The organism is uncultured Endozoicomonas sp. (assembly GCF_947495845.1).
Taxonomy (GTDB): Bacteria; Pseudomonadota; Gammaproteobacteria; order Pseudomonadales; family Endozoicomonadaceae; genus Endozoicomonas.
Genome location: NZ_CANMAO010000002.1, coordinates 1 through 24,816, shown reverse-complemented (window position 1 = coordinate 24,816; position 24,816 = coordinate 1). Strand labels below are relative to the sequence as shown.

Sequence of the window (24,816 nt, the reverse complement as noted above, 5' to 3'; positions counted from 1 at the left end):
TATTCATTGCTTTGCCCTGTGCGGCTCTTTGCCACATATTTTGTATGAGTATTGTTACTAGCTATGAATGAGTCTAAAGCCTAACAATATCAATGGCTTAGGGCAAGCATGAGTTACAACAAATGATACAACAAACGGTACAACTTAGGTTACAACTAAGCATGAACTTTGAACTTCTGTTAAAGCAAAAAATAGGTGACTCAGAAATAAATCCAAGTCACCCTGTAGTATTGAGATAAAGCCTGTATCAGTGGCTTTAAGATAACCCTATGCCATCGCATTAGTTAAACCTAAAGTCTGCTGAGAGAGCTTTATGTTAGCTCTCAGAACATATCTTCAGCTATATTCTTAATGTTGTTACCAACCTCATAGAATGGAAGTAGTTTTAAAGCCTTCTCTTTTTCTTTCACAGTCATTTTGTCATCATCAAGTAAAGCTCCTGCAGAACTAAAGATTTGGTCTGTTTGAGAAATTATAGGCGCACCTACCCAAGCTGAACTTGGCTTCTGGTATCTAGCAAACTCATTAACTTCAATACCAAATTGATAAAGAATAGGAGACAGCTTTTCAGTTACAGCTAACAAAGCACCTGCTTGAGGTGTATAAGCTAAAGCGTTTAGTGTCTTCTCTTTAGTGGTTCTCTTTTTAAGCTGCTTCTGTTTATCCTTATCACCTATAGCTCTAACATACTGTTTACCTTCAGAGCTTAGATAGCTAACCATTCCAGCTAATAGCGCACCTTGAACAGCCCTAAGTCTTGTGTCCATATCAATAGCTTGACCTCTACTAAAGACCTCATAGCCTGTACGTAAGGTGATACGCTGCCAAGAGTTAGCTACAGCATTCATGTACTGAAGCATGACACCACCTAAAGGAGCGTCTAGTCCTGTAATCTTCTCACCTACAGCAGCCTTAGCATTAGCTCTGTCAGCTTCTCTTTTAGCTCCTCTTGCAAGCAAGTCCAATGCTCTCTGGTCAGGCATACCATTATCGTCTACCCACTGGTCAAAGTTAAAAGCCTTTATCTGCTTACCTGTAAGACCTTTCTTAACAGTAACCTTACTCAAGTGCTTATCGATGACTGCAGCTTCATCTACAGATAGACCCATAGCTCGACGCATTGCAGGAGTTATCTTACCTTTCTTGGCTATGTTTCCAACTACTTGTAAACTCAAAGCCTTATTAACACCACCTTCAATGTATGACAGTAAGTTAGCTTTGAATGCCAATCTATCAGAAGTATTTAGTGCAGAGTCAAAACGTCCAGCAGGCTCTAGGTCAGCTAATGCTTTACCAAAGTAACGAGCATTACTTGAGTCACCTAAATGAAGACCAATGACTTCAAGTTCATTTAAGAGACTCTTACGTTGTGGATTAGTTAGCTTTGACAGTAAAGGTATATGTTCTCGTACACCTGCAACCCCAAGTTTACCAATAGAGTTAGCTATATCAGGTAAGGCTGCAAAAGAGGAATAATCTAACATAGTCCAATTGCCAAGAGACTTTAAAGACTTTACTACTCGGTTATTGAAAGCTCTATCAAAATCAGAAGACCAATTGTCTCGCTGCTGTCTTCCCATGATACCATTCATAGTATCTGAGTGTACCTTCTCAGCATCCTTAATCTTCTTCTGTAGGTCTTTCTCGCTTCCCTTATGGTTACGCTTTAAGTCACTAATAACACTCCTCAGAAGGCTCTCAGCGTCTTCAGGTGACTTAAAACCTTTCTCAGCTAAAGCTATACGACCACTCATAGATGACGTGTAGTTATCAATAACCTTATTCAAGTCTGTATCAACTAAATCAAATACAGAGACAGAACCATCATCAGAAGTAGCTGACATATCAAGTTCAATTCGCTTCTTAAATCTATCTTCATCAGCTAGGAAACCATCACGCAACTTAAGACTACTTACACTTTCTTCAGCATAAGGGTCTAAGTCACCACCTTTAACTATACGTTCAATTAGGGCTTCAACTTCATCAGGACTCTTATCAGGCTGACCCTTACTTACAGCATTACGTAAGGCTGACTTAACGCTGTCTATGGATAGCTCACCTTTACGAATTAGCTCTTTAACTTTGTCACCTTTCCAAATTCTAGGTACATAGTTCTTCAATGATTTAAAGTCAGCACCTTCTACACCTGCATTACTAGCTTTAATCTTTAAAGTATCTAATGCTGAGCGTACAGCACCTATAGCCATACGTTCGGCTTCAGATTCACCTGCAGCACCTGTAACAGCTTTCTTATAAACATGAGTCATAAACTCAGCTTTCTCTGCAGGAGACCTTGAGATTAAGTTTTTGTCTAACTTGAAGGCTGCTGCTAGATCATCTTTAAACTTAAGACCTACGTTCTCTCTAAGACTTAAAGCTAAATAATCAGCACCATCAGCCTTACCATCTACGTCTACAGCATCAGTCAGCAACTTACTGTATTCACGTTTAGCTACACTTGAGTCTAATTTTTGAGACCTTGCACCTAAATCCATACGTAGCTTTAAGGCTCTCCATTGTGGTGCGCTAGTCTCCTCTACAGCATCAACCATAAGATGACTAACTGTCTGCTCTACTTCGTCTACGAGTTCAGCAGCAGCTTGGCTATTGGCTGCCCTAGCTGGCTTACCTTTCTTAAGTAGCTTCTCAGCACCAATCTTAAGACCTGCACCTGTACCACCTAAGACACCACCAACAGCAGCAGAGAATAAAGTATCTTTCAAAGCGTCTTCAGCATTGTATAACTCATTAGTCTGAGTCCTAATACTCTGTCTTAATAGTTCATCACCTGCATTAGTAGCAGCACCTACAAGACCATACTTAGCTACACGGTTCATCTTAGCTAGACGTAAAGCTGCCTTTGAGCCAGTCCATAGACCCTTAATGACAGTACCAAAACCTAGAGTTACTGCAGTCATACCAGCTTGAGCAGCCAAGTCTTCTTTAGTATTGAAGTCAGCTAAGAAAGCAGCAGCTAGATTAGTCATCATACCGTATTGCTGTAAGTCAGCTTCTGCTTGCTGTCGTCTACGTAGAGTTTCAGCCATAGCTTCAGCAGCCTCTTGGCTTACTGGCTCTTGGTCAACTAAGGTTTGCTGCCATTTAGAATTTAAACCCTTAAAGACAACTTCATTAGATTTACGGTCTCTTATGTTGAAATCAGGGTTAGCTTCATGCTGGCTTTGAATGTCTGATAGTTCACTATTGAAGAATGAGCCTTCTACTTCATCAATAAGATAAGAAGCCTCTAGTGCATTACTAAAAGAGAAGTCTTTAGTCTTAGTTGAAGTTCGTCTATTAGGTCGGCTATTGCTTTCTGGTAGGTGTTTAATAGGTGAGAATGGGTCAGCATTAGTTGAGGCTACTTCACGCTTACGGCTTCGTCTTGGGTTAAGCTCAAAGCCGAGACCTTGAGCCTGACTTAAATCTATATCGTTTTCCATGTTTCTTATTTACTTCTTATTAAATTAAATAGAGTGAGTAGAGCCTAGGTGTTAGCTAGACCCTGAGTTAAGGTTTATTTTATTTTCGCCCAAATTGGCGCAAATAGTAACCGGCGTGATTTCACGCTCGTAAATAGTTTATTAAATCGAATCTTAAAGATGTGCATAGGCTGTTCTTTAGCACCTGCTTTAAGTTGATCTTGATACCAGTCTCCAACCTTCTTTTGGTTAGCCTTGGATAGAATACGTGGAGGGTTATAGACAGCCATACCTTTTAATAACTTCTCACACAGAACGAAGTACCTACGAACAGCGATACCTATATCACTCTTAGCTTGCATTGCTAGCATCTTTGAAGCATCAAGAGTTAATATATACTCCTTCTTGTTATTACCTCCTCTACAGCCCTTGGTATCACCCGCTGCATTTTTTTGTGCAGCTAAAAACACCTCGTAATCCTCACCTTCAATAAGCTTATTCTGTTTAACTTTTTCTCTTATCCAATCTTTAAAAGGTGTCATCAATCCAAGCAGCATACTTATAAACAGTCTTTTCGTCAGCGTATGAACCACCATAACGACCACTTAATGATTTAATCTTACTCCCGAATTTTCGGGAATTAGAATATTCTTTAAAATGGTTAGGTTGGTTCTTCTTCTCACCACCGCTAGACTTATGTATATCATTTAGACAATACAAGGTTTCATCTTCAGGGTGAGTCTTAACGTTTACTTCTTGGTCTTTAAATTTTAATGTAATCATAATTGTACTTCTTTCTTCTTCAATTTAGTTAGAGGGAAGTTAATCCCTCAGTTAATCTTTAGTTTATTACCGTCCAAACTTCTGATAAAGCTCTGCTTCAAGACAGATAGTCTTAACTTTATGCAGGAGCAAGTTAGCTTTAATCCATAGCTCATGTAGTGAATGGTCTTCATCTTTAATGTAGAACTCAATAAGCATAAGTTGACCGTCAACTACTTCAGCAACTTCTTTATAACCAAAGTTATTAGGGTTACTTCTGCTATAGGTTTCAATCAATTGTTCTGAGGTAGCAATAATTGCTTTAAGGTCTTTAGCTTTCATGTTTAATCTTCTTATAAATCTTTAAGTTTGAATTTAGGTTAGTTGTAAGTTGTTTGAAGTAAGTTTTAGTTTCTTCAGGTAGAGCTATAGGCTGCATCCTTACGTTCTGACTAGCTGGAATTACTCTTAAGTTGAAATAAGCATGAACACCACCTAAAGCTATAGGGATTATATGGTCTACGTGGTGTTCAATTCCTGTCATTTCAGTTAATTGATTTCTATGTAGACCAATTTCGTTAATACAGAACTCATTTAATTCATCCCAAGAGTCATCTAAAGAAGAAGCTATATAAGCACCTCTACGTTTAGCACTACCTTTAAGTCTAACTTCAGGCTTCTCTGATCGGTATTGCTTCTTGTACTGCTTAATAGCTTCAGCGTTCTCTGCTTGGTATTGCTTCTGATATTGCTTGATAGCTTCAGCGTTCTCTAAGTTGTACTGCTTCTTCTTTTGCTTACTTTCGTCTGAAGCACCCCTTAAACGCTTACATTCAAAACAAACACCAGTGCTAACATAACGCTTAACTATATGCCCATACTTGCAAGGCTTACCTGTAAAGTAGAATTTAAGACACTCAGATTTAGCTTCTGCTCTGCTAATAGTTTTCATTACATAGCTTCCAGTTCACTATCAAAAGCCAATAGCTTAGCCTTAAGAATCTCCTGCTCAACTTCAGATATAGCTTTATTAAGTAGAATATTAATAGCCTCTTTATGAGCATTAATTTCTAATACACGTTTAGCTTTGGCTTCAACTTGACGTTCAACCATAGACTCTACGTCGATTACAAAACGTGCTTTCTCTAGGTTGTGCTGTAGATTAGCTTGAGCTTCCTTATACTCATTAATGCCTTGAATGGTCTCACGAATATAAGACACCCATTTAGGTAATTTATTAACAATGGTCTGTAGAGCTTCAGTGTCTTGATCATCAATAAGGCTAGAGACAGCTTTACGTAGACCAGTCGTAGCTACAAGTGTGTCACCAGTATTAACTTTGTAAGTAGCATCAAGTGTCTTTTGGTACTTCTTCATTTCAGTGATATTGAAGCCCCCCTCACCACCAGTTAGCAGATAAGGCTTCTCTACGGTTTGAGGCTTATTAGAAGATGAATAAGAAGACAGAAGCTCATGAGCTTGGTCAATGGTCATGTCTTCAATTGTTTTAGTTTCAGCAATAGTTTGCATAGTGTTCTCTTTAGTTAGGTTTAGTTTTGTTTGTGTTTAATTGATTAGGTCTTTAAGATAATTAACAGCTTCTACAATTCCACAAAGAAGCAGTACAAATGTGATAGGTGCATAATGCTTAATCAATATGAACTTCAAGAAAGCCTTATAATCATCATCAATAATAGTCTTTAAGTTTTTCATAGCAGTATGCTCCTATTTAATTAAATTAGTTTGACTCTACCAGCCATAATCATTTGCTGTAGCGAGTGTTTAGCCATAGCTACCTGTTCGTTACTGTAGTTATAACTACCAATCATTTCATTGTCGTATAGACCATTAGTGATAGCATCAGCCTGAGATTGACTAATAGCCCCACCATTAGATAGCTGAGAGATTAGCGGAAATGTACCCATAGAGTCAGGCGTTACGCTATAACCTTTAGTTGAACCAAAGCTGCTACGGTCAACGTTATACTCATCGTAACCGTTGATAGCTTCAGATTGATTTGATTCAAAGGTGGTTGAACTTCCCATTTTAGTTTCCTTTAGTTAGGTTTAAGTGTTTATAGTTTAAAGTGGTTGATAATGTTTTTAGCAATAGCCTTGTAATAGCAACCATGAATATCTACAGCTTTATTAGTCTCAATAGCTTCTTCATGGTCTTCTAAATAAGAGGTCTCTATTCTATCAGGTAGGATATAAGTGTTTACTATTCTATTCTTACCTGAAATATTAACTCTACGTTGTTCTTTAATTACAAGACCATCGGCTAATAGTCTTTTTAAAGCTCTACCTACAGCTTGTTTAGTAGAGTCTAAATCTTCAGAAATAAAATAAACTTCCATAGCTGCACTTTCAGAATGCTTTAAGTAGTCAATTATTGCTAACTGAAGTTTTCCGTATCCTTTGCTCATCTATGGATAACCTATTTAAGTATTCAATTTGGTGTCTAAACTGAAGGTAAGACTTAAAGTCTATATCTTTGCATACCTTCAGATACTTGTAGTTTTAATTAGCTGTTTTGATGCTTTAGTTAGTGGCCTTACTTTGTACAAGTCACATTTGTAAACGGTACAGTTTTCTACTTGCTTAACCCAAGTTCCTTTCTCAGCATCATCATAAATACAAGATTTGCAATGAGCATTAATAGCTTTACGTAAGCTCATAATAATACTTCCTATTAGTTAGTGTTTTAGTGTTTTAAATTTATGTATATGTGAACCTATAGCTCAACATTAATCTGAACTGTAAGTCACGTTTTAGATAGGATTTAGATAGCTTAAATCACGGATAGACACCATTAAGAATGTCTTCAGCCTCTACACGAATAAGAGGATTACCTTCAGCGAATATAACTAGACCATGGCTATTTCTAGGGTCAGCGTAAATCTGATAATCATCAATATCAAAGTTATCTTGGATGACTTCAATCTCAGCAGTTAGACCTTTTAGATAAGAACCTAAGATATCACCTACAGTCTCATCACCTATAGTATTAGCTTCAAGCTCATCTAAGACTGGCTTAATATCTTTTCTTACTACTAAGTCTTTACTTTTATAATTTGAATTGAAGAAACCTAACCAAGACCCTTCTTCAACTTCAAGTTCAATAAAGTTATTTTTAAGTAGACCTTGAGTTACCGCTTTAGCTTGGTCTTCAGGTAGCCCTAGCTGACTATAAGTATTAAGTAAGGCTTTACCTTCAGCCATAACTGCAGGGTTATCTGATAGATTACCTGTAAGCGTTAAACCTTCACTTACTTCAGGACTATATTTAATGGCTGGTAAACCTTTACCCTTCAAAGCTACATATTGATTGATACCCTGCATTTGACCTTGCGATTTAATTAGAGTGCCCATTAGTAGTAACTGATTGAAGTTTTCAGTTGACCCTGCATAGTCTTGAGCAAATCCAATACCACCTCTACTCTCAGCTATTTTAGAAAAACGTGTATAAGCTCCATACAGCGCAACCCTATCTGGATAACCATCAGCATCTTTAGCAATTAGACCTTGAGCTATTTGATCTTTAACCATAGGAACTACAGACTGAGCTATAAGCCTACGCTTCTGGTTATCATTACCGTTTTGATATGCTTCATTAGTAGCCTCTGCAAGCTGCTCTTTAGTTAACTTAGTTTTAACCGGAGCTTTACCCGTAGTAGTCAATTCAGCTTTGGCTGCAGCTACTGATTGTTTAAACTCATAATTCTTAATTCCTTCTTCTTCATATCGCTTAACTTGAACTGCAGTTAGCTTACCTTCACGTTGAGCTACTTCAGCTAGACTTGCGATAGCTTCAGGTTTACCTGCTTTAGCTAAATCTGATAAGGCTTGATGAGTATCAAAACTTTTGATTGAGCGTTCAGATTCTCTCACGCTTTCTTTTAAGTGAGCAGGGAATGTTTCAGAATTAATAATGTAATCATTAACACTTAAGTTTCTAGGGTTAGCTTGATACATTTTATATAGCTGAGTATTAATCTCCTCCTCATTCATACTATCAGACCATTGAGTGTCAGAAGACTTAAGTAGACTAATAGTTTGCTGTAATGACTCAAGGCTATCTGTAGACCCATCAAGGGCTAGAGAGCCACGCTGTAGACGTTCTGAGTTATCCTTATTGAATATGTTCTGTTGAACTAAGAGTTGACTGTCAGCTTCTAATGAGGCTTTAACCTTATCCTTAGAGTATTGACTTACACCTTTGAAGTATTCAGCACTTAATTCTTCTGTAGCTAGCTTATAGGCTTCAGTGTCTAGCTTTTGCTCATCACTAAACTTAGCTGTACGCTCTTTAAACGCTTGGTTATATAAAGGCATTGAACGTTTAACTAGAAGCTGGTCATTGTTAATTGCTTCCTGTTTATTAGCGTAATGAGTAGTCTCAATTTGGTCAGCTACGTTTGAGAAGATAGCTGAACCGTTCTGAATTAGTTTCTCAATAGGGCTATCGAGAGTATGGGTTTGAGCTAACTGTCCCACCTGAAGAGGCTGTCGCTGTCGTGCTGCTGATTGAGAACGTACTTTGGGTAGGGCATTAGTTTGAATATCTCCTGCGTATGTTGGCATGTTATGCGGCCTCCTTAATTAAGTCTTTATTCTTTCCAGTCTCGACACCTAAGATCATAGAAATAGTGTGATAGTCAGTAACACCTGAAACCAAGAGCTTAATAATAATCTCGAGACTAGCCTTATATGCACTGATAGCTGCTGTATGCTCAGCTTCAACTAGATATTCAATTCCTGTAGCTGTCTTATTCGTCAACTGTTTATGGCCATAACCCGTAGCTACTTTCATAGCTTGGCGTTTAAACTGAGAATGTGGATGCTTAATATTAATGAGACCTCTCTTACCAGCTTTATCTATGTGATATGAAAGTCTAGCTTCAGTCTCCTTAGTTTCAGTTATTAGAGCTTCAGGTACAGCTACAGAGTTAGCGATAGTTGAGGCTTCAGTTGACTTACCATTAGCTGCAGCTTTGAAGGCTTCAAATACAGTGTCATAGAAAGTGTCATCAATCCAAGCAGCATACTTATAAACAGTCTTTTCGTCAGTATAAATATAAGATGCCCTAGTTCCTTTAGGGCTAAAGCTGACAGAATGCAAATATGCATTCCGTGAGAATTGACTTGGTGTGTACTTCTTCTCACCACCACTAGCTTTATGTATATCGTTAAGACAATACAAGGTTTCATCTTCAGGGTGAGTCTTAACCATAACTGTCTTGTTATTGAATTTAAGTTTAATCATTGGTCACATTCCTTTAGGGCTAAAGCTGACAGAATGCTCATTAGCATAAGTACCTTTTAGTTTTCCACCGTTAATACTCACTATGCTAAAACGGCGTACTACTTTTTCATTTAGGTTCTTAGTTAAATCAGTTAGCTTACCAGTCCCACCACTAGCTTTATGTATATCGTTAAGACAATACAGTTCATCATTTTCAGGATGAGTCTTAACTGTAACTGTCTTGTTATTGAATTTAAGTTTAATCATTGTCTACAGTTCCTTAACGTCTTTAATAAATTTATTGATGAGTTCAGCCAGCAGCTTATTAGAGTTGTATAGCTTACCTTTAGTAGAACTGTAGATAAGTAATGCTTCCTTTAGCTCTCTAGCTGTCTCGATGGGTACTCTAGTTGTAACTGATTTGAAATCTGTATGTGATTTATATTGCTTATACATGGTTATACACCTTTAATATTGTAAATTAATTGACTAAAAAGAAACCCTCAGCCAAGCATTAAGCCTGACCGAGAGTTAAACCTAACTAAATTGAAGAGAAAGAATTAGGTTTGAGTTTCTTATTATTTTTATAACACTCAGGGATAACTTTAAACTAACTAGCCACCACAACTATTTGTTAAGAGCCTTCATTACTTAACGATTAAATTAAAGTTATCCCTGAATATTATATATATATGTATGTATGTAAATTAGAGCTAAAAGCTAAACCCTGAGCCAACAACAGGAGAGAATTGGAAGTAGATACAACAACAACTCAAGGTTTAACTTTAACTCTAAGAAACACTTTATTAGGCAGTAAAACTATAGAAACCCTATAGTAACGTCTTCGCAGATACATGAACTTTTATATACGACTGACTGAGAGTTTTCTTACTTACTCTCTATTAGGTAGGATAAAATAAAAAGTAGAGAAATAATAATAGACCACCATCATGAGCTTACAGACGTTAGTGAAGCCAATGGTTTCACAATCGGATAACGTGGAGAATTTTGGTAGTTGCATGAAGTTCTGCCAGTTACGCTTACCTGGTACTTTCCAGTTCCCGTTGTGCAATTTTTCAAAAACCTGCACAACAGCTTCGCCAAATTCATTATTACTAGCAAACTGTCCCCTCAGTTCATTCAGGAGTTCACCGATATGATACTGAATGCTTCGCTTCTCGCTGGCTTTGTTAACTTCAGTTTTTCCAAATCTTGAATTCTCTAAGCTCAGCTTCAGCTTGGTCAGCGTTAGCTTGTAGCTGCTCCATGTCAGCTAAGAACTCTCTATCAGATTGAGATAAAGATTTACGGTAAGCTCTCTCCTCTCTTTTAACTTTCTCTCTTTTTGTTACTAGACCCTTATCCCAAGACTTAATGCTTCTCTTAGGTAATGTTAATTCTGTATTAAGCCCAGCTTCCTTAGCAGCCTCATTCAATACTTGAAGATTAAGCATGAGCTTCTTTACAACTTGGTCACTGTTATGTTCCTTGAATTGCGACAAATTGAATACAAGTTCATCATAAGTATCTTTCTTACTGACCAAGGTTGATATGTAAGTCTTACCCCGCTGACTAGGGTCATAATCCAAGTCAACTAATGTTGATAACCTACGGAAGCTATGTTGAGGGCGTTTAACTTTGCCTCTCTTGTTCTTGTTCATGGGCTGATTGTTCTCTGTATTATTATTGTTGTTATCTAAAGATAGGAATAATTCAGAGTCGTCTTCAACCAGTTCTTCATTTCTGAAGTTAAGGAAGGAAACGTCTTCTGGATTAGCTTCAATGAGAGCCATTTCTTCTTCTATGGTTAGGACTTTTTGTTCTTCTTGGAGTGGAGTAGAGGAGGGATAAGCACAACCACGTTGTGGTTCTGTAGAAGCAGTGGATACCGTGATAGTTGTTTCAAACGGTTTAGCTGCTGGTTCTGGTGAATTTTCAGTTTTGGCATTTTCACATTTTTGAAAATCCCTAAGCTCTTTAATTTTTGAATTTACTTTACCTACACTTACACCAACTTCATCAGCTATCTCTTGCTGTGTAAGTTCAGTGTCTTCTATTAAACGTACAATCACGTTATCTCTTTCACGTTTGGCTTCCCTGTTGAAGTTCTTTATGAATGTCTCTAATGGACTATGAAACTTTTCAGGCATATCTGTTAGTTCAATCATTGACCCCATACTTACTGTCTTCTTATATAAAGGAAGACCATCAGTTAAAACTTCAGCGGCTTTAAGCATGACCTTCTTTCTATCTTTAGCTGTCATACCTAAGATAATCTCTTGGTCAGCGTTAGCTTTTAATGAAGCCTTCTTAGCGTCTAACTCGTTACCCTCAGTGATAACCTCAACTGGAAAGTCAGTAACTTCTGCTTCTCTGTAAGCGTGATACCTATGGAAACCATCAGCTAGGTAGAAGACCTCAAACCCAAAGTCATTCGTTCTGTCAGTAGCCTTAACAACCTTCAGTGGCTTTAACCTAGCTTTAGGGTCTTCTTCAAGTAAGGCTTTAATCTCTCCAACAAGAGCGTCTTTATGCTGCTTGCTTGTCTTGGCTCTTACCTGAGTTAATTCAGAGTCAGCGATAAGTTCGTGTTTAGTGGTCTCGAAAGTGATAATGGTCATACTTCATTCCATTTATAGGTATGAGACCAATGTACTTTTAGTGGCTTAATTCTTTCTTAATGGCTAAATGGTTTAGGTATTTATACAGATAATAAGTAACCTGTTTCAAAGGGTTTAGCTATGAGTCAGCTTAAAGTAAGCAGCATATGAATAGATACCAAAGATAAAGGTCAAACCTAAACGCTAACTCCAAGCTGCCTATAAGCCCTAACCCTATTCTCTTTGCTTATGTTCTTACTTAGTAGTCTTCTTAGCTACAGTCAGCATCAAGTAGCCTGAGAGTGGCTTAGTGTTAGCTTATAGTTACTGTCTTTAGTTTCTTACTTATAAGAATAATAAATAGAATAAGAATGAAAGAGGAACTTAGGTTAGCTTAAAGATAACATTAACTAAGGCTTCAATGATGGAGCTAACTTAAAGTTATAACTTAAGGTTTGGCTTAGAGAGGAACTTAGAGTCTTAGACTAGTCTTATAGTGAGGATAAAATGTTTTGGGTAATTTATAGGTAATAAGACCGTCTGTTTAGAGACCAATATAAAGGCTGCTAGTTAAGCTCAAGTCAAACTCAAAGCTGCCTTATAGCTAACCTACTAAAGAGAATACTACAAAGATAAAAAGAGTGGTCTACAAACTTAAGTTTTATATTAAGCTAACTATTAGCAAACCTTACTCTTTTGTTTTTATAGTTTTCCTTATTAGTATTATTTCTTAAGGAAAACTATTATCCAACTCTATGCTTTAATATAGGTGAAACTCTATATAAGGGTGGTAAAAAAAGCTACAGCCCTTGGGAGACTAGTAAACTTATGTACACTTCAGACCTTCAGTAAGGCAGTTCCGACAACTCAAAGTCAGTTAAAAGTTCCTCTTTATGTTGAAACTCAAAGTCAGTATTTACCCAAATACTAGAAGCCTTGGTATAAGAATTACTCTCATCTCTAATTATGAAGATATAATTATTACACTCCAATTTATTAAGATGATTTCTAGCTGTCTTCTCACTAATCTCAAGCCTTTTAGCCAACTGCTTATGACCCTTATTAAAACCATTGTTAGCCTGAAGATACTTAAAGGTAACTGTTTCTTTAGCTGTAAGATTAGGTAAAGGTTTTACTCTTACTTTCTTAGGTTTAACCTTACGTATAGCTTCAAGTCTTCTATCAGCTTCACTATAAGCCATTACAATAGACTCTCTCTGTCTTCTACTAAAAGGTGATAAACCTAAGAAGTTCAGATTTAACTGTCTGCTATGCCAAGTGTGTAACTTACCGTTAGCTATTAGCTCATCAAGGGATAATTGACATTCAGAAATAGTAGTTACTGCTTTAAGTTGATTCTTATTGATACTACGTTCAATGTTATTGAATACAGTGTTGTTCATTGTGTTTACTCCTAGTTATTACTTTCTATTAGCTAGGAATAAATAAGAGTTTACTGAAGGAAGCTTTGAGATTAACCAAGGGGCAGCTTTGAGTTTGACTTGAGATTAACCAATAGCCTTTATGTTGGTCTACTATTACCATTGGTCATTAACGTAAGTTCCTGCTCTAGTTCCTACTGTAGAAAGAATACTACTAAGGAGAACTATAGAAAGGAGCTAATAGTCAGCTTTAAGTAGCCAATTCAAGCCATTTTCAGCCTATTTAAGCCTTATCTAATGCAATGGCATAGGCTAACTATAAACACCATTAAAACACGTTAATTTAGCTCTCAGAAGGCTTATGTTTGGCTTTATGTTTGGCTTTAATTCATACAATGAATTCTTTATGTGTAAGGCTTTAAGCTCACTCTCATTCATACAATGAATGCTCTACGCTCACTCTCATTCATACAATGAATGCTCTACGCTCAACAGGTACTCTTAGAGGCTTAAAGAAAACCAATAGCTAACCTCTATCAACCTTACGCCACTGATAGCTAAACTCTATGATGCAATCATTGCAACCTATAAACACAAGCCAGCATTAAGCAATCATTATGCCAACTTTGCAAAAACTAATAGCTCCATACATAGGAGCAATAGCCAGCTTAAGCTAACTATATGAGAACCATTAGCATCTTTGTACTGCTCAACCAATACAAAAAATAAACCTTAAGCTAACCAATGATGCAAGCATTGCAACCAATGGATATATAATCCCCAGTGAACCTAGAGTTACCAAGGGTTACAGCTTAGGTAGGTGACATAATGGTGACATGAGGTGCAGTTAGAGTACGACAGTAGTCCGGTTATGCTAAATAAGAGTACACGTAAGGTTAAGTATAGCTGCCGATGTTCTACTCATACGCAGCTTCAGGTTGCATCATAGGTGACAATGTTTGGAACATAGGTGTTCATGGCTAGCTCTCAATCTGCTTTGAGTTTATCCGTAGTTCTACTTAGGGCTATGGGGGGAGTTCGGCTTTGCGTTACTGATTTAAGCCATAGACATTTTTGCATAAAATATCAGTCGGTAAACTTTATGTAAGCGTAGAGTATTCATTGTATGAATCAGAGTTAAACAGAGACCTTATTCCCTTAGTTCTCCTTAGTAGTATTCTTTCTACAGTAGGAACTTAAAGTCAACTTCAATTGGATACAAGCTGACTTACAGATAGCGATTAGCCTTAGAGTAAGAGGTCTTTATGAGGTCTTTATGTTTGGCTAGTGGTTAGCCTTGGGTTAGCCTTGAGTTGACTTACAGATAGCTAACAGCCTTATAGCTTGGTCTTAGGTTAGCTATCAGTCTTTTACTTATAAGAATACTAAATAGAATAAGTATTAAGGAGGAACTATAGCTAACTTTAAGTAAGGCATTACCTGTAACTCACATAATGGAGTAGCTTAAAGTTAACTATAAGTAACTTAGGGTTTGACTTAGAGTGCCCCCCAAACCCCCCAAAGTTACTTCTTCTTCTTATAGATAGGATTAAATCAATAGTTCTATTCCAACCTATCTATAACTGACTTAATGACCTCTACAGACCAACCTGAGCCATACTGTCTATCTGTAGTTCCCACTGAGGAATGACCTGTAATATGTCTACGTAAACTGTCAGGAACGTCTAGTAAGTCTCTAAGCCTATCTGTAAGCCCATGACGGAAACCGTGAGTTGACAACCCATGAACTGCTAGTCTCCTATTGAGGAACGTAAGCCAAGCATCATACTTCTTACCGCTACTCAAGTCCTGACCGTAAAGATGCTTAATGTTTGCATGAAGTGGAATTGTTCGCTCTCTAGCATCAGTCTTACTATCAGTCACCTTATAGCAAGGTATACCTTCTACTGTCGTCCACTGTATGTTGTAGACTTCTTTAGCGTTACAACCTGAGTAGTAGAAGAATGAGAATATATCCTCAGCACCTTTATACTCCTTAGAGGCTCTTAAAGCTGTCCATACGCTTCCTTTGATTGGGGTCTTATGGTTCACCTTCTTAAGGTTCTTAAAGCCACCTATAGCCTTAAACGGGCATTTAAACTCATGTTCAGTAGCTTTCAGTAACCAAGTGATGAAGCCTTGAGCATTAAGGTAGACTGTTTGTGCTGAAGTTCCCTTGTACTTATCCTGTATCTTCTTCTTGAATGTACGAACATTGTCTTTAGTTATCTCATGCAGATACTTAATATCAGTGAACTGCCAAGCCTTAACTACATCCTTCCTTCTCTGCTTTGGGTCTTTCCAGTCCCTAGACTTCTCATCTAAGTATTCTTCAAATAGAGGAGCTAAGAAGATCTCACTATTCTCTGTCGTATTATCGCTATTGGTTACAGCTTGTGGCTCACTTACAACTGACTCACCGATTAAACTATCTAACTCTCTATACACCTTCTGTTCATACTCAGCAGCGTAACGAGCAGAGCTAAGGTCATCTATAGGTACTATGGCTTCTTCAGCCTCAACTACTTCTTCAAGCATATACTTGACCCACTGCAACTGAGAGGTGGTAACAGCGTTATCTCTAGCGGCTATGAGTTCTTCCTTAAGATTCTTGAAGATAGTCATGCTTATTCTTGCTTCCCATACAATATTTAAAATAAAGACTATTCTTTGAGCTTCAGAATAACTATCCGTGAATAGCGAAAGTGTTATGTAGTGGCTCTTGTCGTACCTCCTTCTGTAGTAGTGAGTACCACTTCGAGTTATCAAATGAGTTACAACTTGAGATACACTATGTCTCTTTAGTTGTCTCGGCTTGGCTCTAGCCCTTGATTTGTAACTATTTATCATAATTTATGTAGGGTTATTGTTACAAATTGCTCAGCAGGACTATGATAGACGGTTTGCAATGGTATAGTTCACCCTCGGAACGATAGTGAACGTTTTTGCACAACTGTCAGGATATAAAGGAGTCTTCAGTACTCAAGGCATTATCAATCAGCAAATTGCTATCATCGAATCCCCTGTGGTTTGAATGGAATAGCAGATGATATACCAAAGTACTGAGTCCGCCAGGAATCAATAAACCTATGAATCAACCATTAAAAAAAGGGTCCTTCAGCAAGGAAGAACTCTTAGAGTGTTCTGAAGGCAAGCTGTTTGGTACTGGAAATGCGCAGCTCCCTGCTCCGAATATGCTGATGCTGGATCGCATTGTGCGCATATCTGAAGAAGGCGGCGCCTACGGTAAAGGTGAGATCGTCGCCGAGCTGGATATCAATCCTGACCTCTGGTTCTTTTCCTGCCACTTCCCCGGTGACCCCGTAATGCCGGGCTGCCTCGGCCTTGATGCCATGTGGCAGCTGGTCGGTTTTTATCTGGGCTGGATGGGTAACCCCGGTAAGGGAAGAGCACTGGGCAGCGGCGAAGTGAAATTCACTGGCCAGATTCTGCCCACCAGCAAGCTTGTGACATATCGTATCGATCTTAAACGCGTGATTGCCCGTAAGCTGGTTCTGGGCATCGCCGACGGCAGTGTCAGTGTCGATGGTCGCGAGATTTATACGGCAAAAGACCTCCGCGTAGGCCTTTTCCAGAACACAGACTCTTTCTGATTTTTTTTCCAGGACTACTCAGGTAACATCAATGAAACGCGTTGTAATTACAGGGATTGGCATCACATCTTGCCTGGGCATTACCCAGGACGAAGTTGCTGAGAGCCTGAAACTCGGACGTTCCGGCATACGCTTCAATGAAAGCTACCGCGATCATGGTTTTCGCAGCCAGGTATCCGGAACCGTTGATATCAACTTCGAAGAGCATATCGATCGTAAAACCCTGCGTTTTATGGGTAATGCGGCAGCTTATGCCTACATTTCCATGAAACAGGCCATTGAAGATGCAGGCCTTACTGAAGATCAGGTCTCCAACCCGAGAACCGGTCTCATTGCCGCATCCGGTGGTGCCTCTTCTGAAAACATTGTTGATTCCGCAGATATCATGCGGGAAAAAGGGGTGAAGCGTGTTGGCCCTTATCGGGTAACCCGGACTATGGGCAGTACCGTTTCTGCTTGCTTGGCAACCCCCTTCAAAATTAAGGGTGTTAACTACTCCATCACCTCTGCCTGTGCCACCAGCGCCCACTGTATTGGTAATGCAGTAGAACAGATTCAGCTGGGTAAACAGGACATCGTATTTGCCGGTGGTGGCGAAGAAGAGCATTGGACTCAAACCGGTTTGTTTGATGCCATGGGCGCCCTTTCTACCAAATACAACGAGACACCGGAGCAAGCTTCCCGTGCTTACGACGCTGACCGTGATGGCTTTGTTATCGCTGGCGGTGGCGGCATGGTGGTTGTGGAAGAGTTGGAACACGCCCTGGCTCGTGGTGCGAAAATTTATGCTGAAATTACCGGCTACGCCGCCACTTCCGATGGTTACGACATGGTCGCCCCATCCGGTGAAGGTGCTGCTCGCTGCATGCGCATGGCGATGGAAGCACTCGATGGCCCAATCGATTACATCAACACCCATGGTACCAGTACACCGGTTGGTGATGTTGCAGAACTGAAAGCATTGATTGAGGTGTTCGGTGATCACATGCCAGTGATCAGCTCGACAAAATCCTTGTCTGGCCACTCCCTCGGTGCCGCCGGTGTTCAGGAAGCGATTTATACATTGCTGATGATGAAGCACGGCTTTATCACTGCCTCTGCCAACGTCAACAACCTGGATGAGGCGGCCGCTAATCTGCCAATTCTGGTTGGTGAAGCTCGTGAACAGACACTGAACCGGATCATGTCCAACAGCTTTGGTTTTGGTGGCACCAATGCCTGCCTGGTGTTCGATCGCTTTGAGCAATAAATCGCAAACCGATTCTAACTGTAAAATAAACCGGCTTTAGCCGGTTTATTTTTGTCTACTCCCCTCCAAAGTCTCCCATAGCGCATTGGTTTATCTATAAATAAATACCGAAATATCAACCCCTTAAATACGGACACCAACTGTTCATCCAACTTGATCCAGATCAAAAAACCAACAGCGTAAATTCTGTACAGTTCGCGCCATCTGATTATCTACTGACCGGGTGACTCCGATGTCGCAAACAATTGCTCAACCAATGACCGCTGGCAACACAACTTCCAGCAACTGGACCAAACGTGATACGGAATGGATGCTGACACTGTTCGGCACCGCTATCGGCGCTGGTGTATTGTTCCTACCGATCAATGCTGGCCTTGGCGGTATCTGGCCACTGATCCTGATGACCATCATCATTGGACCAATGACTTTTCTGGCTCACCGTGGTCTGAATCGTCTGTGTCTGTCTTCCAAAAACCCGGACTCCAACATCACCGAAACCGTGACTGAGCATTTTGGCCAGAAAGCCGGCTCTCTGATTACGCTTGGCTACTTTGCTTCTATCTACCCAATCCTGTTGATCTACGGCATCGGTATCACCAACACTGTCAGCTCTCTAATGGTGAATCAGCTTGGCATGGAAACACCAAACCGTGCGATTCTCAGCTTTGTGCTGGTAGCCGCCATGGTCAGCGTCATGATTGCTGGTCAGAAAACCGTTCTGAAAGTGACCAACGCCATCGTTTACCCTCTGATTGCGGTACTGTTCGGTACATCTCTGTACCTGATTCCAGAGTGGAATACCGCACAGTTTGATGCGCCAGTCACTGCCGCAGGCTTCCTGAAAACCGTATTCCTGACCATTCCGGTTCTGGTCTTTGCTTTCAACCACTCCCCTGCGGTTTCCTCCTTCTCTTCTGCTTATCGTAAAGAGCTGGGTGACGGCGCTGAAGCACAAACCAGCAAAACGCTGAAACGCACCACCATGATGCTGGTTGGCTTCACTATGTTCTTTGTCTACAGTTGTGTACTGACACTGTCGCCTGCTGAACTGCTGCACGCTAAAGCGGCTAACCTGCCAATTCTGTCTATCTTTGCCGAGCGTACTGATAACCAGATCTTTGCCTGGCTGGCTCAGGTGGTTGCCATTGTCGCAATCTCCTCTTCCTTCTTCGGTCACTACATGGGTACCCGTGAAGGTCTGCAAGGTATGCTGGTTAACCGTGCCAAGGCTCAGGGTAAGAAAGTGAATGAGAAGGCCATCGATAAAGGCATTATTGCTTTCATCACGCTGTCTGTCTGGGCGGTTGCTTATGCTAACGTCAGCGTTATGGGCATGATCGAATCTCTGGTTGCACCGATTCTGGCCATGATCCTGTTTATCCTGCCAGTGTATGCAACCCATAAAGTGCCTTCCATGGCGCAGTATCGCTCTAAGGCCAACATCTTTACCGTGGTAATGGGCCTGATTGCAATCACCGGTTTTATCACTTCCCAGTTAATCTGATTTCCCACCGAAACCTTCGGTAATCCGTGAGCGCCATGAGTGCTCACGGTATTTCAGTTACCGGCAAAGCACGGCAAAATACCCAAAGAATTTTCACTAGCCTTTGTTCTCAATGCACGGGCTAGACTCCCAACCATTTGTAGAATCGTAACGGGCCATTGCTCGTTCATCCTTTCAAGGGCAAGAAGTACTATGCTCAGCATCTTCGATATTTTCAAAACCGGGATTGGTCCCTCCAGTTCACACACTGTTGGCCCTATGTGGGCAGGTCACCGTTTTCTGAATGAACTTGAAGAGAAAGGCATTCTTTCGAGCATTGCCTCTATACGAGTTGGCCTTTATGGCTCGCTGGCTCTGACCGGTGTTGGTCATGGTACTGATAAAGCCACTCTGCTTGGATTGGCAGGCTACCGTCCAGACACCATCGAGCCAGACGATGCTGACCGTATTTTTGAAACCATTCGCTCTGAGAAAAAACTGACGCTGGCCGGTAAGTTCGATATTGACTTCGATTACGATTCACACCTGGTATTCCATAACGGTGAAACCCTGCCGGAACACCCAAACGGCATGCGCATCTTTGCTTCGGACAAAAACGGCGTTGTTGTTTATTACAAATCTTACCTGTCTGTGGGCGGTGGCTTTGTGGTCAGTGCGGATGAATTTAATCAGCCAGAAGCAGCCAATGGTTCAGATGAAATATCACCGGTTCCCTACCCTTTCCGTTCCGCCGAAGAGTTGTTAAACCTTTGTCACGATCATGGCTTAACCATCGCTCAACTGGTTGTTGAAAATGAAATTGCCCGTCACGACGGCAACGCCGAACTGGTGAATGAAAAAATCGATAATATCTGGGAAGTAATGCATGCCTGCATCGAACGCGGTCTCCGTATGGAAGGCACACTGCCGGTCAGTGGTCTTAAACGACGCTCTGCAGATATGCATAAAAAGCTCACCGTTAATCCGGAAGCTATGCTGATGGATCATTTCGCCATCATGGATTGGGTGACGTTGTTTGCCATGGCCGTAAATGAAGAAAATGCCTGCGGTGGTCGTGTGGTGACGGCACCAACCAATGGTGCAGCCGGCGTTATTCCGGCGACACTGGCTTATTACACTCGCTTTATTTCCCGCAATAACCAGCAAGGTATTCGTGACTTCATCGCGACAGCTGCCGCTATTGGCGCGCTGATCAAAATGAACGCTTCTATTTCGGGTGCTGAAGCGGGTTGTCAGGCTGAAGTAGGCTCTGCTTGCTCCATGGCTGCCGCAGCACTGGCGGCTGTTCAGGGTGCCACAATGGAGCAAGTGGAAAACGCTGCCGAGATTGGCATGGAACACCATTTGGGCATGACCTGTGATCCAATTGCCGGGCTGGTACAAATTCCGTGTATTGAGCGAAATGGTATGGCGGCTATCAAAGCCATAACCGCATCACGCCTGGCTATGCGTGGCGATGGTGAACACGCAGTGTCTCTGGATAGCTGTATTGAAACCATGTATCGAACGGGTTTGGATCTGCAAGCTAAATACCGTGAGACATCTCTGGGTGGATTGGCGATTTATGCCAAAGCCCAACCGATTAAGATGATGGTTTCCTAAATCAATACGCTTCTGGATAGGGTGTTAACGCCCCCTTATCCAGAAGCCGATTCCATGCAACCTAAGTTACTGAAAATTAACACCTTTAGAGCTTCATTCTTCTTTTGTTAGAAAATTGACACTCGCCTGGATAAGCATTCGAATTATCCAACACACTCTGTCAATGCCAGTTGATTTTGACAATTATCAACAACGTCAGCGCAGCACCCTTACAGGCTAAGAAATAACCAAGTGCAATTACTATACTGTTTAAAGTGATAAATAAGGAACGTTCTAACTAATAAAACGGAGACGCAATATGCCCATAGTATCTGGAAAAGGTCCTCAGAGTCAGAGTCAGATTCCACCTGACCAAAAATTACAACACGCTAAAAAAGCCAAACACGGCAAGAGACTCCTCAGTCCTCTGAAAAAATTCGCAAGAAAACTACTCGAGCTAGACAAGCATAAGACGCCGCACAAAACCAGCATTTTTGACCGCAAAGCAAAAGTACCTGATCTATGGATCAAAAATGCGGCGGAGGATTACCGAGAACGACAAGATTATGAAAGTATCAAGCCAACTGAGATAGCCATACCTGAGATGGAAAAGCCTGAAATAAAGGAAAAGCACACAGAATCCAAAAAACCGGAGCGTCTGACAGTCAATTTTTCCTCAAAAGTAAAAAAAGGGGACCTATGGATACCAAACGCCCCAGAGGCTCACAGGGCGAGATTAGAAATGGCAGAAAACGATTTTACCAACATACCGCTGGAGAATCAGATAGCTGAGCCAACACCCACCAACCCACCAGAAACCGCTCCTACCTTCTCAACTTTTAAGTCTAATAATGCTTCTCAAACATCCAGAAAATCCGCAGAAACTGCAACTTTAGCAACAAAGATCAAAACTGATAAAAAACCACCGGTTAAACCCAGTACGCCACCACCACCACCACCTCCTCCATCTCAGTCGGCGAAACCTAAACCGGACAGTGCTGCAGGCCAATCATAATACTCATAAAAAAACCGGAGCCATGAGCTCCGGTTTTTTATGATGAATGCAATAGAGAGAGGTTAACCCGCTATTTCTAACAACAGTTTGTTCAATCTCTGTACATATGAGCCCGGATCATCCAACTGACCACCCGCCGCCAGATTCGCCTGATCAAACACCACCCGGGTCAGATCACCAAAACGATCTTCATCAGATTCATTATCCAGACGCTTCACCAATGGGTGCTCAGGGTTAATTTCAAAGATCGGCTTGGATTCTGGCATCGCCTGGCCAGCGGCTTCCATAATCCGGCGCATCTGCAGACCCATATCATTATCACCCACGACAAGGCATGCTGGAGAGTCGGTAAGACGATGAGTAACACGAACATCTTCCACATCCGCCCCAAGCACGTCTTTAATCCGCTTCATCAGATCTTCATTGGCTTTGGCAGATTCTTCCTGCGCTTTCTTGTCGTCTTCACTGTCAAGCTTACCAAGATCCAGATCGCCACGGCCAATATCAACAAATGACTTACCATCAAACTCAAACAGGTGAGACATCAGCCACTCATCGACACGGTCGGACAGAAGAAGAACTTCCAGCCCTTTCTTGCGGAAAACTTCAAGGTGCGGACTGTTTGCCGCCGCTTTGGGTGTTTCTGCACTGATGTAATAGATTTTATCCTGCCCTTCCTTCATACGGGAAAGATAACCTTCCAGAGACTGATCCTGATCTGTGCCGGCGCTTTCGGTGGTTGTAAAGCGAAGCAGCTTGGCAATACGCTCACGGTTGGCGTGATCTTCAGCAGGGCCTTCTTTCAGTACCTGACCAAACTCTTTCCAGAACGAGGTATAAGCTTCTGGTTCTTTTTTGGCCATTTTATCCAGCATATCCAGCACTCGTTTGGTCAGAGCGCTTTTCATGCTGTCAACAGCCGGGTCTTTCTGAAGAATTTCACGGGATACGTTCAAAGACAGGTTGTTGGAATCCACCACACCTTTAATGAAACGCAGATACATCGGCAGGAACTCTTCTGCCTGATCCATAATGTATACGCGCTGAACATACAGCTTCAGACCTTTTTGCATGTCGCGGTTATAAAGGTCAAACGGTGCCTTGGCCGGAATATACAGCAGACTGTTGTATTCAAGCTTGCCTTCCACCCGGTTGTGACTCCACTTCAGTGGCTCCACATGATCATGGCTGATGTGTTTATAGAATTCGTTGTACTCATCGTCGCTGATCTCACTGCGAGAACGAGTCCACAAGGCTTTGGCAGTGTTGACCGTTTCCCACTCAGGCGCTTGCTCTTCATCCTTTGCTTCATCCTCATCACCGGAAGGCATGGCTTCCTTTTTCATCATGATGGGCAGAGAAATATGATCCGAATATTTGCGGATGATGTTGCGTAGACGCCAACCATCAGCAAACTCGTCTGCGTCATCTTTAAGATGAAGAATGATCGTGGTGCCGCGGCCTTCTTTATCCAGAGGTTCAACGGTGAATTCACCAGAACCATCAGACTCCCAGCGAACCCCTTCGTCGGCATCGGCCTTGCGGGTTTCTACGGTCACTTTATCTGCAACGATAAAGGCAGAATAGAAACCAACACCAAACTGACCAATCAGCTGGGAATCTTTTTTCTGATCGCCACTCAGGTTTTGCAGGAAGTCTGCGGTGCCAGACTTGGCAATGGTGCCCAGGTGCGCAATCACGTCGTCACGATTCATACCAATGCCATTGTCGGCAATGGACACGGTTTTGGCATCTTTATCGAAATCTACCCGGATTTCCAGATTGGGATCGCTTTCCAGCAGTGCACTGTTATTCAGGGCTTCGTAGCGCAGTTTGTCCGCAGCGTCAGAGGCATTAGAAATCAACTCCCGGAGAAAGATCTCACGATTGGAATAAAGGGAGTGAATCATCAGGTGCAGCAGCTGCTTTACCTCGGTTTGAAAACCTAACGTCTCTTTTTGTGCTTCTACGGTCATTGGAACCTCAAAGTATGTTCATAATAATGGGTGTTGAGAGTGATACTAAAATGTGGGCATGAAATGGTATTTCAACCCTCCATGAAAAAATGTATCTCATAACAATGCGCTTACGACAACTTTGGCGGTAAATCGTAGCCCTCTAAGACACTCAATACTTTGGAGTGAAACTCACGACTGTAGAGGATGGCCGTCACCAGAATAATGGTTCCCATCCATAATCGGGGGTCGATAAACCAGCTCAGGGTCGCCAGTGCAAAATAGTACGCACGCAGACCAAAGTTAAAGTGGCTCGCAGCCAAGGTCATAATGTAACCCGCGGTCTTACCATAATCTTCCTGCTCCGCTTGCTTACCCACGACCTCGTTAAGAAACGGCGCATTGCCCATCCAGCAATTCCCGCTCTTTCCTGAAGCCTCACAGCTGCAAGATGTACAGAGGAGGTAGAAAAACACAGCCCGCACAAT

Annotated in this window: 21 protein-coding genes; 5 read left to right on the top strand and 16 right to left on the bottom strand. The window is 41.3% G+C overall.

What is annotated here, in order from left to right; genetic code table 11:
• Window positions 1-323: 323 nt before the first annotated feature.
• From Q1B11_RS01785 to Q1B11_RS01720, 14 genes are all read right to left on the bottom strand, one after another.
• Complete coding sequence (locus Q1B11_RS01785; protein ID WP_299726471.1) at window positions 324-3,443, bottom strand: hypothetical protein; 3,120 nt, start codon at window positions 3,441-3,443, stop codon at window positions 324-326.
• Between the two features lie 74 nt (window positions 3,444-3,517).
• Entirely contained in the window at window positions 3,518-3,979 is a 462-nt protein-coding gene (locus Q1B11_RS01780; protein WP_299726469.1) for an antA/AntB antirepressor family protein, read from the bottom strand.
• Complete coding sequence (locus tag Q1B11_RS01775; protein ID WP_299726467.1) at window positions 3,951-4,205, bottom strand: KilA-N domain-containing protein; 255 nt, start codon at window positions 4,203-4,205, stop codon at window positions 3,951-3,953. Before Q1B11_RS01775 ends, Q1B11_RS01780 begins: the two co-directional genes overlap by 29 nt.
• Before the next feature lie 66 nt (window positions 4,206-4,271).
• Complete coding sequence (locus tag Q1B11_RS01770) at window positions 4,272-4,526, bottom strand: hypothetical protein (RefSeq protein WP_299726465.1); 255 nt, start codon at window positions 4,524-4,526, stop codon at window positions 4,272-4,274.
• Window positions 4,516-5,136 carry a hypothetical protein gene (locus Q1B11_RS01765; protein WP_299726463.1) on the bottom strand — a complete coding sequence of 207 codons (621 nt, stop codon included), beginning with the start codon at window positions 5,134-5,136 and terminating at the stop codon, window positions 4,516-4,518. Before Q1B11_RS01765 ends, Q1B11_RS01770 begins: the two co-directional genes overlap by 11 nt.
• A complete protein-coding gene (locus tag Q1B11_RS01760; protein WP_299726461.1) occupies window positions 5,136-5,714 on the bottom strand; it encodes a hypothetical protein in 579 nt (192 codons plus the stop codon). The genes Q1B11_RS01765 and Q1B11_RS01760 overlap by 1 nt, the downstream gene beginning before the upstream one ends.
• Before the next feature lie 203 nt (window positions 5,715-5,917).
• A complete protein-coding gene (locus Q1B11_RS01755; protein ID WP_299726458.1) occupies window positions 5,918-6,229 on the bottom strand; it encodes a hypothetical protein in 312 nt (103 codons plus the stop codon).
• A gap of 29 nt (window positions 6,230-6,258) precedes the next feature.
• Complete coding sequence (locus Q1B11_RS01750) at window positions 6,259-6,609, bottom strand: hypothetical protein (RefSeq protein WP_299726455.1); 351 nt, start codon at window positions 6,607-6,609, stop codon at window positions 6,259-6,261.
• 370 nt (window positions 6,610-6,979) lie between these two features.
• Window positions 6,980-8,767, bottom strand: coding sequence for a hypothetical protein (locus Q1B11_RS01745; RefSeq protein ID WP_299726452.1), 1,788 nt, complete (start codon window positions 8,765-8,767; stop codon window positions 6,980-6,982).
• 1 nt (window position 8,768) lies between these two features.
• Window positions 8,769-9,449, bottom strand: a complete 681-nt coding sequence (locus Q1B11_RS01740) for a hypothetical protein (protein ID WP_299726449.1) — start codon at window positions 9,447-9,449, stop codon at window positions 8,769-8,771.
• A gap of 3 nt (window positions 9,450-9,452) precedes the next feature.
• Entirely contained in the window at window positions 9,453-9,695 is a 243-nt protein-coding gene (locus Q1B11_RS01735) for a hypothetical protein (RefSeq protein ID WP_299726446.1), read from the bottom strand.
• Between the two features lie 929 nt (window positions 9,696-10,624).
• Window positions 10,625-12,049, bottom strand: a complete 1,425-nt coding sequence (locus tag Q1B11_RS01730) for a winged helix-turn-helix transcriptional regulator (RefSeq protein WP_299726443.1) — start codon at window positions 12,047-12,049, stop codon at window positions 10,625-10,627.
• An 824-nt stretch (window positions 12,050-12,873) separates the two neighbouring features.
• On the bottom strand, window positions 12,874-13,431 hold the full coding sequence (locus tag Q1B11_RS01725) for a hypothetical protein (protein ID WP_299726440.1): 558 nt from the start codon (window positions 13,429-13,431) through the stop codon (window positions 12,874-12,876).
• A gap of 1,542 nt (window positions 13,432-14,973) precedes the next feature.
• Window positions 14,974-16,260, bottom strand: a complete 1,287-nt coding sequence (locus Q1B11_RS01720; RefSeq protein WP_299726437.1) for a hypothetical protein — start codon at window positions 16,258-16,260, stop codon at window positions 14,974-14,976.
• A gap of 239 nt (window positions 16,261-16,499) precedes the next feature.
• Between Q1B11_RS01720 and fabA the strand changes: the two genes are divergently transcribed.
• The 5 genes from fabA (at window position 16,500) to Q1B11_RS01695 (ending at window position 22,373) form a co-directional block, all read left to right on the top strand.
• On the top strand, window positions 16,500-17,024 hold the full coding sequence (gene fabA, locus Q1B11_RS01715; RefSeq protein WP_067517805.1) for a 3-hydroxyacyl-[acyl-carrier-protein] dehydratase FabA: 525 nt from the start codon (window positions 16,500-16,502) through the stop codon (window positions 17,022-17,024).
• Window positions 17,025-17,055: 31 nt separating this feature from the next.
• Window positions 17,056-18,273: a beta-ketoacyl-ACP synthase I gene (gene fabB, locus Q1B11_RS01710; protein ID WP_299726430.1), complete on the top strand. Its 1,218-nt coding sequence runs from the start codon at window positions 17,056-17,058 to the stop codon at window positions 18,271-18,273.
• 232 nt (window positions 18,274-18,505) lie between these two features.
• Entirely contained in the window at window positions 18,506-19,777 is a 1,272-nt protein-coding gene (locus Q1B11_RS01705; RefSeq protein WP_299726428.1) for an aromatic amino acid transport family protein, read from the top strand.
• A gap of 192 nt (window positions 19,778-19,969) precedes the next feature.
• Window positions 19,970-21,379: an L-serine ammonia-lyase gene (locus Q1B11_RS01700; RefSeq protein ID WP_299726425.1), complete on the top strand. Its 1,410-nt coding sequence runs from the start codon at window positions 19,970-19,972 to the stop codon at window positions 21,377-21,379.
• A gap of 298 nt (window positions 21,380-21,677) precedes the next feature.
• A complete protein-coding gene (locus Q1B11_RS01695; RefSeq protein ID WP_299726422.1) occupies window positions 21,678-22,373 on the top strand; it encodes a hypothetical protein in 696 nt (231 codons plus the stop codon).
• A gap of 62 nt (window positions 22,374-22,435) precedes the next feature.
• Here the strand turns inward: Q1B11_RS01695 and htpG are convergent, their stop codons facing one another.
• A complete protein-coding gene (gene htpG, locus Q1B11_RS01690; RefSeq protein ID WP_299726419.1) occupies window positions 22,436-24,349 on the bottom strand; it encodes a molecular chaperone HtpG in 1,914 nt (637 codons plus the stop codon).
• A 110-nt stretch (window positions 24,350-24,459) separates the two neighbouring features.
• Window positions 24,460-24,816: DUF599 family protein (locus Q1B11_RS01685; RefSeq protein WP_299726416.1), on the bottom strand; the 357-nt coding region annotated here is incomplete at its 5' end.